The organism is Paraburkholderia sp. BR10872 (assembly GCF_040965835.1).
Taxonomy (GTDB): domain Bacteria; phylum Pseudomonadota; class Gammaproteobacteria; order Burkholderiales; family Burkholderiaceae; genus Paraburkholderia; species Paraburkholderia nodosa_A.
Map to the genome: position 1 here is coordinate 85,389 of NZ_JBFRCN010000011.1, position 14,546 is coordinate 99,934.

12 protein-coding genes are annotated in these 14,546 nt (G+C 61.3%); 7 read left to right on the forward strand and 5 right to left on the reverse strand.

The window, feature by feature from the left end:
• Positions 1–500 precede the first annotated feature (500 nt).
• Positions 501–1,142: a MarC family protein gene (locus tag AB4Y43_RS11750; protein ID WP_368727854.1), complete on the forward strand. Its 642-nt coding sequence runs from the start codon at positions 501–503 to the stop codon at positions 1,140–1,142.
• A 37-nt stretch (positions 1,143–1,179) separates the two neighbouring features.
• Entirely contained in the window at positions 1,180–1,554 is a 375-nt protein-coding gene (locus tag AB4Y43_RS11755) for a TraR/DksA family transcriptional regulator (RefSeq protein WP_368727855.1), read from the forward strand.
• 49 nt (positions 1,555–1,603) lie between these two features.
• Here AB4Y43_RS11755 and AB4Y43_RS11760 read toward each other — a convergent pair whose 3' ends face one another.
• The 3 genes from AB4Y43_RS11760 to AB4Y43_RS11770 all read right to left on the reverse strand — a co-directional run bounded on the left by AB4Y43_RS11760 (position 1,604) and on the right by AB4Y43_RS11770 (position 4,095).
• A complete protein-coding gene (locus tag AB4Y43_RS11760) occupies positions 1,604–2,572 on the reverse strand; it encodes a Dyp-type peroxidase (protein ID WP_368727889.1) in 969 nt (322 codons plus the stop codon).
• Positions 2,573–2,891: 319 nt separating this feature from the next.
• Complete coding sequence (locus AB4Y43_RS11765; protein ID WP_368727856.1) at positions 2,892–3,428, reverse strand: phosphoglycerate mutase family protein; 537 nt, start codon at positions 3,426–3,428, stop codon at positions 2,892–2,894.
• Positions 3,429–3,930: 502 nt separating this feature from the next.
• Positions 3,931–4,095, reverse strand: a complete 165-nt coding sequence (locus tag AB4Y43_RS11770) for a helix-turn-helix domain-containing protein (protein WP_368727857.1) — start codon at positions 4,093–4,095, stop codon at positions 3,931–3,933.
• Between the two features lie 394 nt (positions 4,096–4,489).
• Here AB4Y43_RS11770 and AB4Y43_RS11775 point away from each other — a divergent pair, with 394 nt between their 5' ends.
• Positions 4,490–5,677 carry a TIGR03118 family protein gene (locus tag AB4Y43_RS11775; protein WP_368727858.1) on the forward strand — a complete coding sequence of 396 codons (1,188 nt, stop codon included), beginning with the start codon at positions 4,490–4,492 and terminating at the stop codon, positions 5,675–5,677.
• A 221-nt stretch (positions 5,678–5,898) separates the two neighbouring features.
• Here AB4Y43_RS11775 and AB4Y43_RS11780 read toward each other — a convergent pair whose 3' ends face one another.
• On the reverse strand, positions 5,899–7,083 hold the full coding sequence (locus AB4Y43_RS11780; protein WP_069266297.1) for a porin: 1,185 nt from the start codon (positions 7,081–7,083) through the stop codon (positions 5,899–5,901).
• Positions 7,084–7,592: 509 nt separating this feature from the next.
• Here AB4Y43_RS11780 and AB4Y43_RS11785 point away from each other — a divergent pair.
• Positions 7,593–7,775 carry a hypothetical protein gene (locus AB4Y43_RS11785; protein WP_368727859.1) on the forward strand — a complete coding sequence of 61 codons (183 nt, stop codon included), beginning with the start codon at positions 7,593–7,595 and terminating at the stop codon, positions 7,773–7,775.
• A 25-nt stretch (positions 7,776–7,800) separates the two neighbouring features.
• Here AB4Y43_RS11785 and AB4Y43_RS11790 read toward each other — a convergent pair whose 3' ends face one another.
• Positions 7,801–8,481, reverse strand: a complete 681-nt coding sequence (locus tag AB4Y43_RS11790) for a TetR/AcrR family transcriptional regulator (protein WP_368727860.1) — start codon at positions 8,479–8,481, stop codon at positions 7,801–7,803.
• Between the two features lie 236 nt (positions 8,482–8,717).
• Between AB4Y43_RS11790 and AB4Y43_RS11795 the strand changes: the two genes are divergently transcribed.
• From AB4Y43_RS11795 to AB4Y43_RS11805, 3 genes are read left to right on the forward strand one after another with little or no spacing between them, the layout of a single operon-like run.
• A complete protein-coding gene (locus AB4Y43_RS11795) occupies positions 8,718–9,896 on the forward strand; it encodes an efflux RND transporter periplasmic adaptor subunit (protein ID WP_342946397.1) in 1,179 nt (392 codons plus the stop codon).
• Positions 9,893–13,066 (forward strand): efflux RND transporter permease subunit, encoded by a 3,174-nt coding sequence (locus tag AB4Y43_RS11800; RefSeq protein WP_368727861.1) that lies wholly within the window; start codon positions 9,893–9,895, stop codon positions 13,064–13,066. The genes AB4Y43_RS11795 and AB4Y43_RS11800 overlap by 4 nt, the downstream gene beginning before the upstream one ends.
• Positions 13,067–13,068: 2 nt before the next feature.
• A complete protein-coding gene (locus tag AB4Y43_RS11805) occupies positions 13,069–14,532 on the forward strand; it encodes an efflux transporter outer membrane subunit (protein WP_368727862.1) in 1,464 nt (487 codons plus the stop codon).
• Positions 14,533–14,546: the final 14 nt, after the last annotated feature.

A 14,546-nucleotide genomic window follows, 5' to 3' on the forward strand; every position in this document is an offset into this window, starting at 1 on the left:
GTAGAACGGTCGCGCCGAATCCGACGCACCAGAGAATGGCCATCCACTTCAGATCGTGCAGAAAACGGTGCCTTCGGCTCTTTCGCTCAAGCGCCACGATTGACTCCCGCTGGTCGTCAGGAAACTGATTATGGCACCGGCACGCGCGAGCAAGCAAGACGGATTGGTCCAGCAGGCCCGCGAACACCGGACTTACACGTGATGCCAAGTATCGGAAGAGATGAGGGAGATTTTATTTCGGGACTGGCTGCCGCGGCACAGACCATGGCGCAGCAGGCACAGGTACTGTGTACATGCGTTGCCATTTTCAAGCTCGATGGCGAGCCTGTGGGCCGACTCTCATCGAAGCCGTCAGTGGCCGATTCGTGGTGATATGCTCGAAGCGGCGCTCACGAGCCTGTCGCGAAGGCGGGCGGCCCGGGCTGGATTGAAGCGTCTGCTGCGTTCGTCGAACGGTACGCGTTGGAATCGTAGGGTGGACTGCGATCACGAGGTTACTCATGGCCATCGACTTCACGTTTTCGATGAAGGTCTTCTCCTCGCTCTTTGCGATCATGAATCCCGTCGCGAACATCCCGGTTTTTCTTTCGCTAACCGAAGGGATGGCGGAAGGGAAGAAGCGGGCCGTTGCGGCCACAACCTTTATCGGCGTGACAATTGGCTGTGCCATCTCCGTCACGCTGGGAGAGACGATCCTCAACGTGTTTGGGGTCAGCATCGACGATTTCCGTCTCGCGGGAGGCTTGCTTGTATTGCTGATCGCGCTGGACATGGTACACGGCTCGCCCAGCGCGCAGCACACGCCGCAGCAACGCGAAGTGGGGGAGAGCGGCTATGATCAGGACGTGGCGATCTTCCCGCTGACGACGCCTCTTCTTGTCGGCCCCGGCACGATCGCCACGCTGGTCGTGTTCGGGCACGCCGCAGCCGCCAACGGAGAGATTGGGAGTCTCGCCATTGGGCTGGTCGTATTCCTCGCATTGCTGGCCGTTGCGTTGTTTTCCGCGCCGTATCTCGGGCGCTTTCTGTCTGCCAAGGTGACGGCACTCGCCAGACGTCTGATGGGTATGATACTGGCAGCCATCGCAGTCGAAATGATGGCCGCAAGTTTGACGACAATATTCAAGGGTTTGGTTCACTAGCTCGCAGTGTCATTGACGGGTCTTCGGGAGAATCGCTATGACTGGCCAGATATTGAGCGAAGCGTTCATCGAGAATCAGCGTCAGCGCTTGCTGGCGATGCAACGCGAGGTGCTCGGCGGTGAAGAAGGGACGATTTCGGCCGAGCGCAATCAAGAGGAGGCGTCCGGCGACGAGGCGAGGGAGTTCGAGGACGATGCCCAGAAGATGGAGCAGGATATCGCCAATCAGGCGCTGCGCAGCGTGAACGACCGCAGGATCGCCGACATCCAGCGTGCGCTTGAAAAGATCGCCGAAGGCACCTATGGGTATTCCGACAATAGCGGCGAACCTATTCCCATCGAGCGACTGAAGATACTGCCCGAGGCAATCCTAACGGTACAGGAGGAAAGCGAGCGCGATGCCGGCCGCTGACTTCGCCCGCTTTTCACTTACTCCGCCACGCGACGGGAAGTAGCCGCGATCACCCTGCGATGCTGCTTAAAAATTGTCGCGCCGGCGCAAAGAACGTCACCCCCGTTACGGCCTTTGAGAAGTCCAGAATCCGGTCGTGGAGCGGTGGCGGATCACCGATAAACATTCGCTCGAGCATTTTTTCTATCACCCACAGATGGCGTGAATAGCCAATGAAATAGGTGCCGTACTCGTTACGCCCCGGCGCGGCGAACGGCATGTTGTCGCGGAGAATATCGTGTTCTCCGTCTGCATCTTCAATGGTGCAGAGCGTCTTGTGCGATTTCTGGCCCGTCGTCGCGTCCGCCAGCTCGACATTATCGAATTTTTTTCGACCTATGATGGATTCTTGCGTCTCCACGCTTTGTGCTCGCCAGGCAGCCATGTCGTGCAGATACTTCTGGATCACGACATAACTGCCGCCGGCATAATCCGGGTCTTCCTCCGCGATTATTGTTGCGTCGGGCAGATCGAGACCATCGGGGTTCGCGGTGCCATCGACGAATTCCAGCAGATCGCGTCCGTCGAAATAACGGAATCCCGCCACGTCGTCAATGACTTCGACTGCGGTGCCGAAGGCTTCGAGGAGAATTCTTTCGAATTCGACGATGACGTCCGTCGATTCCGCGCGTACGTGATAAAGCAGATCGCCCGCGGTTGCGACGGCGGTGTGAGTCGCGCCCCGTACTTCCTGGAACGGTCTGAGCTCCTTCGGCAACGGCTTCCCGGTGAGTGGCCCCCAGGCGCGATGTGAGATCCCTACGTTACAGCTAAAGTGGCCACCGCTGGCTCGAATCCGGACGTCTTTGACAAGATCGTCGGTGCTGGCGATGACGGATCGAGCGAGAGCGATCGACGCGTTGTCGTCTTTGACCACGAGTACGAGGAAAGCGGCGGCCGCCGAGCAGGGTGCATCGATCGATTGCGGTTCGACCGCGAGTGCTTGTTGTTGCGCGGATGGGATCTGCGAAGTTGGCACGTTCAAGGGCCCTCCTGTGGTGACGCGAAATGCCGGAACGCATCGGGACGATGTTCAGGGACGGCAGGTTTGTAGCATGAGCCGCTACACAATCACGATAACATCCATGCCGCTTCTCCATTTTTTGGGAAGACATTGGGCGCCCGCTTTCTTCGCCGAAGTCAGGAAAAAACGGCAATAAACTTACGAATGACGGTCTCTCTCCGTCATATCTCTTGTAGTTTTGCGCGATCTGTAGCTGCGGCATGCTCCGATTCTTAATATCGGATGAAACCAATCTGAGGTAATGCGAGAACGGACCGAAACCAAAAAGTAATGCCTAGCGGATCGGCACGGTCGAGTCGCCCGCAAGTAGCAATTGAGGGAGCTGCGAAAATGACCAGTTGTCCCCGGTGCGATCGAATATCCATACGACGTCGAAACGGTCATCGGGCCACGTTGCAGGGACGATGGGCGCGCGCGGCATGTGCCCGATGAGCGACGGCAGCACTTTGTGCTCCCATGCGATCAACACGACGCCCGCGCGAGTGAGTACGTCTGCCATTAGCGCTCGACCGTCGTCTTTCAGATAAGTCGTGACGTAGTCGACCTGCGATGTCTCACGCAGCAGCGAAACAAGGGGCGCCACAGTTTGCATCGAGCGCTTGCTCTTGCTCGAAGGATCTGCACCCGCAGCGAATACGGTGGCTGGTTTGAGTTGCGCCGCATGCGCTTTCTCGATTGGGCAAAAGAATCGCGCCAGAGCGCCAGCACGCTGCCAACCGCGAACGCAAAGGCTCTCCGCGTCAGGCTGGCCGTCCGCTTCGATTCCCATACCTTCATTTGCGGCGGGTTTATCCGCGTGGCGGATAAACATGATTCTGTCGGGTCGCATGCTGCCTCCAGAGGGTACCGGTTAAAACACGGTCTACGATGTTATAACGAATGTCGAGCCGACTGGCTGATGCGGTTCGATACGGGGCAGTGGCGGGTCGGGACTTGTGAGAAAAGCGATCGAAGAGCGGCGAGCGCCGAACAAATGGAGACGCGTCAGTTTCCGCGGCAATGCAGAGGAAACGAAACACGCGTGTTCCGATGTCCATTTGACGTCGCGATGGCTTGCAACGCAAACACTGCGTGTCCGCGCAAGACGCGGCCGCCTTCTGTCAGGACTACTCCGCGGATGCGCAATACCAGCGAGCACGCGTCCAACGACCGGGCTTGGCAACGCGAGACCGTATGCCGGGCGCGGATGCCGGAGCGCGCTGGGACTCCCTTTCATCGGGAGCCAGTAGAGAAGCGCGAAGAGCATGATCGCCGAGCCGACGAACGCCACCAGCAGCCAGCCGACGCTCCTCATTCGCGCATGCCCGCGCCTCTTAAGCCGTTGCATGGATGATGTAGCCCGCGTTGCGCACCGTAACGACCATCGCCGAGAGCCGCCCGTTGAAGCTCAACTTGCGCCGCAGGTTGCTGATATGCATGTCGATTACGTTCGTCTGCAAGTGATAGTTCCAGACTGACTCGAGAAACATCGCGCTCATGTTCCCCTCATTCTCATTGGATAGATGTTATCGGTTTAAAAGTAGCAGTCCTGATTCAATACGCGGCCGGGCCTCGGAACGGTGAACCGAACCGGAGGCAGACATGTTGGCTTACGGAATTGAGGCGGACGACCGTGCAACGACCGGAGCCAGGCACAGAGCGTTGATGTTTGAATACGTGCGCTTGCCCGGTTGCCAGCGGAGAATCACACCCCGGCGTGACACGAACATGGCGCAAGGCTTACAACCGCGTTGAGGAAGCAGACGCGCCAGGTGATGACGGCTTGTGGATGCGGTGGCTGGCGGAAATTTTTTGCGTCGAGCGGGAATATTTGAAGTACAGCGGTCGTTTAGCCTGCGGCGATATTTCGCCAGTCAGACGCGGAGGGAAGTTATGTCTCAGATCTCGTGGAGTCTCAAAGCGGCGGCCGTGATCGTCTTAGCCGCCGGTTTCACAATCGGGCATGCTGCTGCCGATGAAGCTTACGTCGTCACACCGCTTGTATCCAACCTGGCAGGCTCTGCCCCGAAGGTCGACGGGGTCCTGCAGAACGCCTGGGGTATCGCCTTTAGTCCGGCAGGAAGTCCGTTCTGGATCAACGACAATGCCACCGGCTGCTCCACGCTGTATGACGGCCAGGGCACAAAGGTGGCGCTGCAGGTCTCCATCCCGCTGCCAGGCAACGTCATACCGGCCGGCGCCTGCCATCCCGTCTTTCCCAACAATCCACCGAAACCCACGCCCGCGGCACCCACGGGGATAGTTTGGAATCCTTCGTCGTCTTTTCTCGTCCCAGGTACCAACATCCCGGCCGTATTCATCTTCGCGACCGAAGACGGCACGATTTCCGCCTGGGCCGGTGGGTTGAATCCGGCGAACAATGCTGTCATCGCGGTCGATAACTCGTCCAATCCCTCCGCCGCCAGCGGGGCCGTCTACAAGGGGCTCGTCTTCGGAGTGAACGCGCAAGGGGGATTCCTCTTTGCGACAAACTTCCGTGCGGGCCGGATCGATGTATTCGGACCGAACGGTTCGAACGGGTTGTTCACGCCCGCGACGACCGACGGTGGCTTCGCCGACCCGAACATGCCGGCCGGCTACGCCCCGTTTGGTATCGCGAACATCGACGGGGACCTTTTCGTCACCTATGCGCAGCAAGACGGTCCGAAGCATGACGACGTTGCAGGCCGCGGTCATGGATTCGTCGATGTATTCGATACCGACGGCCACCTGCTGCGCCGCTTTGCGAGCCAGGGGACGCTCGACTCGCCCTGGGGCGTAACGCGAGCGTCGTTTGCGTTCGGCCGCTTCAGCGGGAAGATCCTCGTTGGCAACTTCGGCAACGGCCGAATCAATGTCTTCGACAACGACGGCACGTTCGTCGATCAACTGGAGAACGAGTTCGGCAATCCACTGGCTATTGACGGCCTGTGGACGCTGACGCTCGGAGGCGGGCGCAATTCAAGCCCGGACGCGCTGTACTTTTCGGCGGGGCCCAACAAGGAGTCCAATGGACTCTTCGGTATCATTGCGCCAGTCAATGGCACCAAAGGACGAACGTCCGCGCAGAACGGGCAATGAACCGCAGCGCGGTTCCACGGTGATGTCGATTCGAGTTGAGCCGAAGGACTCCACCTCGTAGCTTGTGCAACCGTAAGTGCGCAGCGGCAGCTGATGAAAACATTGCCCGCCAACGTGGCGGGCAATGTTCTACGCCAATGCCGAATGCGATATTCCTCGTCTCGCAGTCCGGGTACAACAATCCGGCTCGGTGGCCGCGGTATGAAGGTTCTGGCGGCCGCTTAGAAGCGGGTCAGCATGCCGATCGCAGCCATCACCTGATTGCTCGTCGCCGAGAAACCGCCGGCGTTGTACATCACTGCGACGTTGTTGTGACCGATCGCGCGCTGGTACATCGCTTCTCCATACACTTCCGTGCGCTTCGACAGCGAGTAGCGCGCAATCGCGTTGACCTGATTCCACTTCGGATCGGAGCCGATGTTCGACTTGCTCACTCCGTTCAGATGACCGTCCGTGAAAGTATCCATGAGGCCAAGATTCAGCGCCGGCGTGAGTGCGTACTTGACGTTCAGTTCATAGTTGTCGAAGTGAGTCGAACCGCTCACCGGGTTCAGGCCGAACGCGGACGTGTTCTGGTACTGGCTGTGCGTATAGACGAAGTTGACCGCCGCCGGGCCGAACGTATAGCCGATGCCTGCACCGACCGTGCGCTGCACATTCGCCGTCAGGTTGCCGCCGCCCGCGGTCGCCTTGAACTCGCTGGGGTCGGCCGCAACGTTCTGGTTCGCTGTTCCGGCAGGGGTGCTCGCCGCTGCCGAGCCGTTGATCTGGAGATAGGCCGCTGCCAGTCGCAGCGGGCCGTTGTTGTAGCTCGCGCCAGCACTGTACGCACGATCGACGGCGAAGCTGGTGCTGTTGCTGAATGCGTACATGCCGCCAAACTTGAAGCCGGCGTAGTCGATACTGGCAAACTTCACCGAGTTGCTGAAGCGGACAGTATGTTGCAGGTTGTCGTTGTCGTACACGTGCGCGAAGCCAGAGTCGCCGAACGTGCCCGCGGTGCCGGACAGCGGCGAGACGTAATCGACCATCGAGTCATACTGGCGCCCCATCGTCAAGGTGCCGTATTGATCGCCGGTCAGGCCGACAAACGCTTGACGGCCGAACATGCGACCACCCTGGCCGAGTGTGCCGTTGTTGACGTTGAAGCCGTTTTCGAGCACGAAGATCGCATGCAGACCGCCGCCCAGGTCCTCGCTGCCGCGCAGGCCGAAGCGGCTGCCGCTGATATTGCCGCTCGCGAGTGCGACGCGCGAGCTGCCATGGCTGGGCGCGCCGTTCTGGACGTTGTTCGTATAGGAGATGCCCGCGTCGATCAGGCCGTACAGGGTGACCGAGCTCTGAGCGCTGGCCGCGGACGCTGCAGATGCTGCGCAAACGGCGACGGCAATGGAAATCTTCTTCATGAGATGCCACTCGATGACGTGAGAGAAACGATCGCGCCAGTCTATAGCCGCGTCCGGCGCAGAAGCCGAATCGCCCTTGAAAATAAGTGCTGCAAGAGAATGGGTTCCTTCATCAAATTGCAGCAATTGAGCGGCGATTTGACTTTGCGACCGGTGGCGAGACGACCGGCATACGTATTCGTTTCCATAACGAGTTGCGCCACCGCAACAACGTTGGTTAAGTAGGCGTTTCCTTGGTTCAGTGAGGACGGGCTTGCTTACATGAAAATTTGCAAACGATTAATTAAGTAGATTTTTAAGGCGGCTTTCACCCGTATGCGACAAGAACTGCTGGCGTGGGCACGACATTGGTTGTTGAACCGCGTTAAGGCCGGGGATCAATTGTGAACAGACTTAAGTCTGCGGCCGTTGGTTCGCGAAGCGACAACAAACAATTGCGTTCGTCGTTTCAACGTCTGACGCACATATACTTTCCAGCGCCACCTATCGTTATACCTATAGGAGTACTAGTGGAAAAGTATTTGATCGCCAGGAGCGGTAAGGCGAAACCGGAAAACGTCCATCAGATCGTTCAGGAGGCGCTTCGCAGTGCTGCGACGGCGTCCACGCCCAACAGTGCTATTGACGTGCTGGGCGACGCGTTGCTGGCACTGGAGCGTCTGCTGGGGCTAAAGAGCGGGCGTATGCATTGATGGCCTGGCGCAGTGCCACTTCCCGTCAGTCGATCACGTTCTGTGACGTTGCGGGCAGTGGGCACCGGGCGATCCTCTCCGCCTCCAGGTATTTGAGGCCGAACGCCTGCAAAACGATGGCCGCTGTGTCCTCGGCGAACTGTTCGGCTCGAGTCCGGAGGACCTTGCGCGCACGATTCGCCGGCTTGGGTGACCCTGACAGGTCAAGCTCAGCAGCGACCGCAGCGAGCACAGTGCCAATCACTGAAATAACGCACATTAAGACATCGGCCACCGTGAAGCGCTTTTCTGAAATCCCTTTCGCAGTATCTCTCAATAGCCGCTGACCAAGCCCCCTGCTGAGCGCGCGCGCGGACAGCCCTTCGCGTATCAGCAGTTGTCCCCAGACCGGTTCACGGCAGGCGCGCATGAGCGTGTGGCGTACCGACACGGCGATCACTTCTGCCGGGTCGGAGAGTCCGCTGACAACGTGATCGAGCGTCTTTCCGAATTCGTCGAAAAGCCAGTCGCCGAGAGCAGCGAAGATCCCTTCCTTCGAGTCGAAGTGATTGTAGAAAGAGCCGAAACCCACGTCGGCGGCCTCGGTGATCTCGCTGATCGTAACGCCGTCCATTCCCTTTTCCGCTACCAGCACGAATGCGGCGTTGAGCAGCCGGACACGCGTCTCGTGCTTGCGTCGGGCTCGACGGGGCGATTGCCCCGTCATCGGCGCGCGGCTCGCGCCCGGCCCCTTGATCGGTGGCCGATGCCTCGCACTCAGGTTAGGGACATCTGGCAATCCTGCCTCCCAATTCGCAGTTTCTTCATATTTTAGATGTACGTCTCATAGTTGACAAGTGTATCAGTTATGGGTCTAATGTCATCCGTGCGGAGGGCATGGCGGAAGCACCGTCTCATCTGTCCGCGCGGATGACTTTTTCACCTGGATTCATCACCTGCCTTTTGAACATCGTGAAACTTTCCGGACCCGTCGCGCCGAAACAGGCGCGCCCCTCGATTTCTTCCCTGTTCCAGCCGACGCACCGGTTGCCCGTTGTCATCGCGGCGTGCAGCGCGATCCTCCTTGGCGCATGCCATCAGCGAGAAGCCGTCGTGCCGGAGCCCAAGCCGGTGGTGGCACGCGCTGTTCATCCAGACGGACATGTGGCTAGCGCGTCACTGCCGGCGCAGGTGCAGGCACGCTATTCCACGCCGCTATCATTCCGCGTCGGCGGCAAGGTCATTGAACGGCGCGTGCGCATTGGCGACACGGTGAAGGCCGGACAGGTCGTCGCGCTGCTCGATCCGACCGATCTGCAGAACAACCTCGTCAACGCGCGCGCGCAGCTCGATGCGGCGGAGCATCGCCTTGTGTTTGCGAAGCAGCAGCTTGACCGCGATGAGGCACAGGCACGCGCGAACCTCATCGCAACCGCGCAACTGGAGCAATCGCAGGACGCCTATGCTTCCGCACTCGCACAGCGAACCTCTGCTCTCGCGCAGATGGCGCTTGCGACGGATCATCTGCGCTACGCGACACTAACGGCCGATCACGATGGCGTCATCACCTCGGAAGACGTCGATACCGGGCAGAACGTGCAGGCCACCCAGGCCGTGTACCACCTCGACTGGACGGGCGATGTAGACATCGTTTGCGACGCGCCAGAAAGCACGGTCAACGCGCTCAGTGTCGGCAACAAGGCGCGCGTGTCGTTGCCGGCGCTTCCCGGCAAGTCGTTCGATGCAACCGTGCGCGAGGTGTCCGCTGCCGCGGATTCCCAAAGCCGCACGTGGCGAATCAAGCTGACCCTGACCGCACCGGGTCCCGAAGTACGCCTCGGCATGACGGCGAACGTGAGCTTCGCTGTCGCAGCCGATGATGCTGCGAGCGTGCCGTACACGCTGCCGGTGACTGCGCTTTTCCATCAGGGTGAAAACGCTGCCGTATGGGTCGTTCGCAAAGATAGCGACACGCTCGAGCTGCGCCCCGTCACGATTGATCGATTCGACGAACGCACGGTGTCGATCGCTTCCGGTTTGCACGATGGCGACCGGGTCGTGTTGCAAGGCGTGCATGCAGTGAGTTCGGGAGAGCATGTGCAGGTGGTGCCTCCGCTGCGTCAGGAGGACCCCACGACATGAACGCCCGCGACCATGAAAACACCCGCCATAGCGCGCCCGTCAGCGCTCCCGGCAAGGAAGCCGCCGACGCAACCGGCTTCAATCTCTCATCCTGGGCGCTGCGGCATCAGCAGCTCGTGATCTTCCTGATCGGCCTCGCCACGCTTTTCGGTGTGATCGGCTATGTGCACCTCGCGCAATCGGAAGACCCGCCGTTCACGTTCCGCACGATGGTCGTCAAGACCTACTGGCCGGGCGCGACCGCACGCGAGGTGCAGGAGCAGATCACCGATCGCATCGGCCGTCAGTTGCAGGCTGCGCCCTATGTCGACAACATCAAGAGTTACTCGCGGCCGGGCGAGTCGATGATCTTTTTCGCGATGAAGGATTCCGCGCCGGTCAAGGAAGTCCCGGAGACGTGGTACCAGGTCCGCAAGAAAGTCGGCGATATCGCGGCAACGCTTCCAAAGGGAACCGTCGGGCCGTTCTTCAACGACGAGTTCGGCGATGTCTACACGAACCTCTACGCGCTCGAAGGGGATGGTTTCTCTGCCGCGCAACTACACGACTACGCGGACAAGCTCCGTACGGTGCTGTTGCGCGTCCCAGGCGTCGCCAAGGTCGACTATTTCGGCGACCCCGATCAGCACATCTTTGTCGAGATCTCGAACGCGCGGCTGACGAGCCTGTCGATCTCGCCGCAGCAACTGGCTCAGGCCATCGACGCGCAGAATACCGTCGCGCCGGTGGGCACCTTCACGACGGCGGATGATCGCGTGTTCGTGCGCCCAAGCGGCGCATTCAAGGACGAACAGGCGCTAGCGGACATGCTGATCACGGTCAACAAGCGGACGTTCCGCCTTGGCGACGTCGCGAGCATCAAACGCGGCTACGACGATCCGCCCGTCACGCAGATGCGTGCGGTTGGCCAGGCAGTCCTCGGCATCGGCATTACGATGCAAAAGGGCGGCGACGTGATCGACCTTGGCAAGGCGCTCGACGCGAAGACGGCCGAACTGCAGGCAACGCTGCCGGCGGGGCTAAAGCTCGTGCCGGTTTCGAGCATGCCGCACGCCGTCAAGCACTCCGTGGACGAGTTCGTGCGCTCGGTCGGAGAAGCCGTGGCGATCGTGCTCGTCGTCAGCCTGGTGTCGCTCGGTCTGCGAACCGGCATGGTGGTCGTGATCACGATTCCGATCGTGCTTGCCGTGACAGCGCTGTGCATGCATCTGTTCGGCATCGGTCTGGATAAGGTGTCGCTCGGCACCCTGGTGCTTGCGCTGGGGCTGCTGGTCGACGACGCGATCATTGCGGTCGAAATGATGGCGGTGAAGCTGGAGCAGGGCTGGAGCCGGATGCGCGCGGCAGCATTTGCCTATTCGAGCACCGCGTTTCCGATGCTGACCGGCACCCTGGTAACGGTCTCGGGCTTCCTGCCGATCGCGCTCGCAAAATCGAGTACGGGTGAGTACACCCGCTCGATCTTCGAGGTGTCGGCCATCGCGCTGATCGTCTCGTGGTTCGCCGCGGTCGTACTGGTGCCACTGCTGGGCTTTCATATGCTGCCCGAGCGCAAGGCTCATGCTGGCGCGGGCCATGGCGATGAGCAGGAGGTGTACGACACGGGCTTCTACCGCCGCCTGTCGGGCTGGGTGTCATGGTGCATCGAGCGGCGCTGGGTCGTGCTCGGCGTCACCGGCGGCCTGTTCGCGCTTGCCATGATTGCGTTCACGCGCGTGCCGCAGCAGTTTTTCCCGAACTCCGAGCGGCCAGAACTGCTGGTCGATCTGAGGCTGCCGGAAGGCGCCTCGTATCAGGCCACCCTGCGTGAAGCGCAACGCCTCGAAAAAGTCCTGCACGGCAGGCCTGGCATCGATCATTACGTCGACTTCGTTGGCACCGGTGCGCCGCGCTTCTATCTGCCGCTCGACCAGCAATTGCAACAGCCGAACTTCGCACAGTTCGTCATCACCGCGAAGGACGTCGAGGCACGTGAGGAGCTGATGCACTGGCTCGACGCGAAACTGGAAATGGACTTCTCCGGCGAGCGCACGCGTGTCGCACGACTCGAGAACGGGCCGCCCGTCGGCTTCCCGATCAAGTTCCGCGTGAGCGGAGACGACATTGCAACGGTGCACTCGATCGCCGAGACGGTCGCGGAGCAGGTCCGTGCCGACCCGCGTACGCGCAACGTGCAATTCGACTGGGATGAGCCGGCCGAGCGCTCAATCTCGTTTGAGATCGACCAGAACCGCGCGCGCCAGCTCGGCGTGACGTCGCAGGACGTGTCGAGCTTCCTCGCGATGACGCTGTCCGGCTACACGGTCACGCAATATCGCGAGGGCGACAAGCTGATCGATGTCGATCTGCGTGCGCCGAAAAGCGAGCGCGTCGATCCTGCAAAGCTCACGAGCCTCGCCGTCCCCACACCGAACGGCCCGGTTCCGCTCGGCTCGCTCGGCCATGTGCGCGACGGGCTCGAATACGGCGTGATCTGGGAACGCGATCGCCAGCCGACGATCACCGTGCAGGCTGACGTGCGCGGCGACGCGCAGGCCATCGACGTGACGCGCAACATCGAGCACGCGCTTGCCGCTGCGCGCGCCAGATTGCCGGTCGGCTATCGCATCGAGGTGGGCGGCGCGGTCGAGGAAAGCGTCAAGGGCCAGACGTCCATCAACGCGGAAATGCCACTGATGATCATCGCGGTGCTGACGCTTCTGATGATCCAGCTGAAGAACTTCGCGCGCACGTTCATCGTCGTGCTGACCGCGCCGCTGGGCCTGATTGGCGTGGTAGCGGCCCTGCTGCTTTTCGGCAAGCCGTTTGGCTTCGTCGCTTTGCTGGGCGTGATCGCGATGTTCGGCATCATCATGCGTAACTCCGTGATTCTGGTGGATCAGATCGATCAGGACATCGCAGCGGGGCACGCGCGCTTTGACGCCATCATCGGGGCGACCGCGCGGCGCTTCCGCCCGATCATGCTGACGGCAGCCGCCGCCGTGCTCGCACTGATTCCGCTGCTTCGCTCCGGATTCTTCGGACCGATGGCGACCGCGCTCATGGGCGGCATCACCGTTGCCACATTGCTGACGGTGTTTTTCCTGCCCGCGCTCTATGCGACCTGCTTCAGGGTCCATCGTGACGAGCGCGGCGCGCAACAGGTCGTCGTCGAGCATACCGAGGGTTGATCATGAGTTTGACTTACAAGACATCCGTGGCTGCCGCGGCTATGGCGCTCGCCATGACGGCGTGCTCGTTCGGGCCGAGCGGCGAGCCACCGGCCATGCCGGCGCCCGAGCATTACGGTGCCGACGCGCAGCCGGCGAAGACAGTGTCCGCAGGTGGTGTTGCGCAGACCTTCGAAATCGGCGCGACGCCTGGCTCGCAATGGTGGCGGCTCTACGGGTCCTCCGACCTGGATGCACTCGTTGACGAAGGATTGCACAACAGCCCGACCCTCGCGGCGACGCAGCGTACGCTCGCGTCCGCGCAGGAGGAATTGCGCGCACAGGTCGGCGCATCGACGCTGCCGTCGATCGACGGCGCCGCGCAGGTCGAGCGCGCGCGTACGGCCGTGGTGCCGGGCCTTGGGCCCGAGCAGGTCCAATACAATTTTTTTGCCGGACAGCTGTTTGCGCATTACACGTTCGACCTGTTCGGCCAGACGCGGTACACGAACTCCGCGAGCGCGGCCCGTGTGAATGTGCAGGCTTATGAGCTGGAGGCGTCGCGTCGCGCGCTTGCCGCGAACATCGTCGGCACTGCTATCAATGTGGCGGCGCTCGACCGGCAGATCGCACTTACCGAACGGCTCGTTGCCGTGTCCAACGATGCTGCGCATGAGGACCAGCAGCGCTACGCGCTAGGCTCCGTCTCGCGCGCACAGGCGCTTGCGTCAAAACAGGACGCGGCTGCCATCGCGGCGACGTTGCCGCCGCTGCGCCAGCAACGCGCGTGCGCGATCCATGCGCTCGCCGTGCTGATGGGCCGCACGCCGGACAACGCGCCGAGCGTGCCGGCCCTCGACAGCCTGTCGCTGCCCGGGCAGGTGCCCGTCGCCGTGCCGTCGGACCTGTTGCGCTCGCGCCCAGACATCCAGGCAGCGGACGCTGCCGTCAAGGCGGCTGCCGCGGATGTGGGCGCCTCGACGGCCCAACTCTTTCCGAGCCTCTCGCTGACGGGCTCAATGGGCCGCGGCGGGTTCAGCTGGCCGATGTTGCTTTCCGGCGCGGGCGGACTGTGGGCTATCGGCGCCAGCCTGTCGCAGCCCATCTTTCATGGTGGCGCGCTGTTCGCGCAGCGCCGCGCATCGATCGACGCGTACGACGCCGCCGTGCTGCACTACAAGGCGACCGTGCTGTCTGCGTTCCAGGACGTGGCGAATTCGCTCGCTGCACTGGATAACGACGCGCAGACATTGGCCTCGACGGACGAAGCCGCAGACGCCGCTCGCACGGCATTCGACGATACCGCGTCGCGCCATCGCCTGGGTGCGCTGCCTTCGGCTGCGACACATGCCAGTGAATCACGGTATCTCGACGCGCAGATCGCCGCCACGCGCGCCACAGGTCAGCGCATGAGCGATACGGCAGCGCTGTTCCAGTCGATGGGTGAATTGCCAGCCGCCCAGCAGACGGCAGCGATTACGCAATGAATGCGTGTTCGTGA

Bases quoted from the DNA above. Each gene is read 5' to 3' on its own strand.
- AB4Y43_RS11750 (WP_368727854.1), top strand. From the start codon at position 501: ATGGCCATCGACTTCACGTTTTCGATGAAGGTCTTCTCCTCGCTCTTT.
- AB4Y43_RS11755 (WP_368727855.1), top strand. From the start codon at position 1,180: ATGACTGGCCAGATATTGAGCGAAGCGTTCATCGAGAATCAGCGTCAG.
- AB4Y43_RS11765 (WP_368727856.1), bottom strand. From the start codon at position 3,428: ATGTTTATCCGCCACGCGGATAAACCCGCCGCAAATGAAGGTATGGGA.
- AB4Y43_RS11770 (WP_368727857.1), bottom strand. From the start codon at position 4,095: ATGAGCGCGATGTTTCTCGAGTCAGTCTGGAACTATCACTTGCAGACG.
- AB4Y43_RS11775 (WP_368727858.1), top strand. From the start codon at position 4,490: ATGTCTCAGATCTCGTGGAGTCTCAAAGCGGCGGCCGTGATCGTCTTA.
- AB4Y43_RS11780 (WP_069266297.1), bottom strand. From the start codon at position 7,083: ATGAAGAAGATTTCCATTGCCGTCGCCGTTTGCGCAGCATCTGCAGCG.
- AB4Y43_RS11790 (WP_368727860.1), bottom strand. From the start codon at position 8,481: ATGACGGGGCAATCGCCCCGTCGAGCCCGACGCAAGCACGAGACGCGT.
- AB4Y43_RS11800 (WP_368727861.1), top strand. From the start codon at position 9,893: ATGAACGCCCGCGACCATGAAAACACCCGCCATAGCGCGCCCGTCAGC.
- AB4Y43_RS11805 (WP_368727862.1), top strand. From the start codon at position 13,069: ATGAGTTTGACTTACAAGACATCCGTGGCTGCCGCGGCTATGGCGCTC.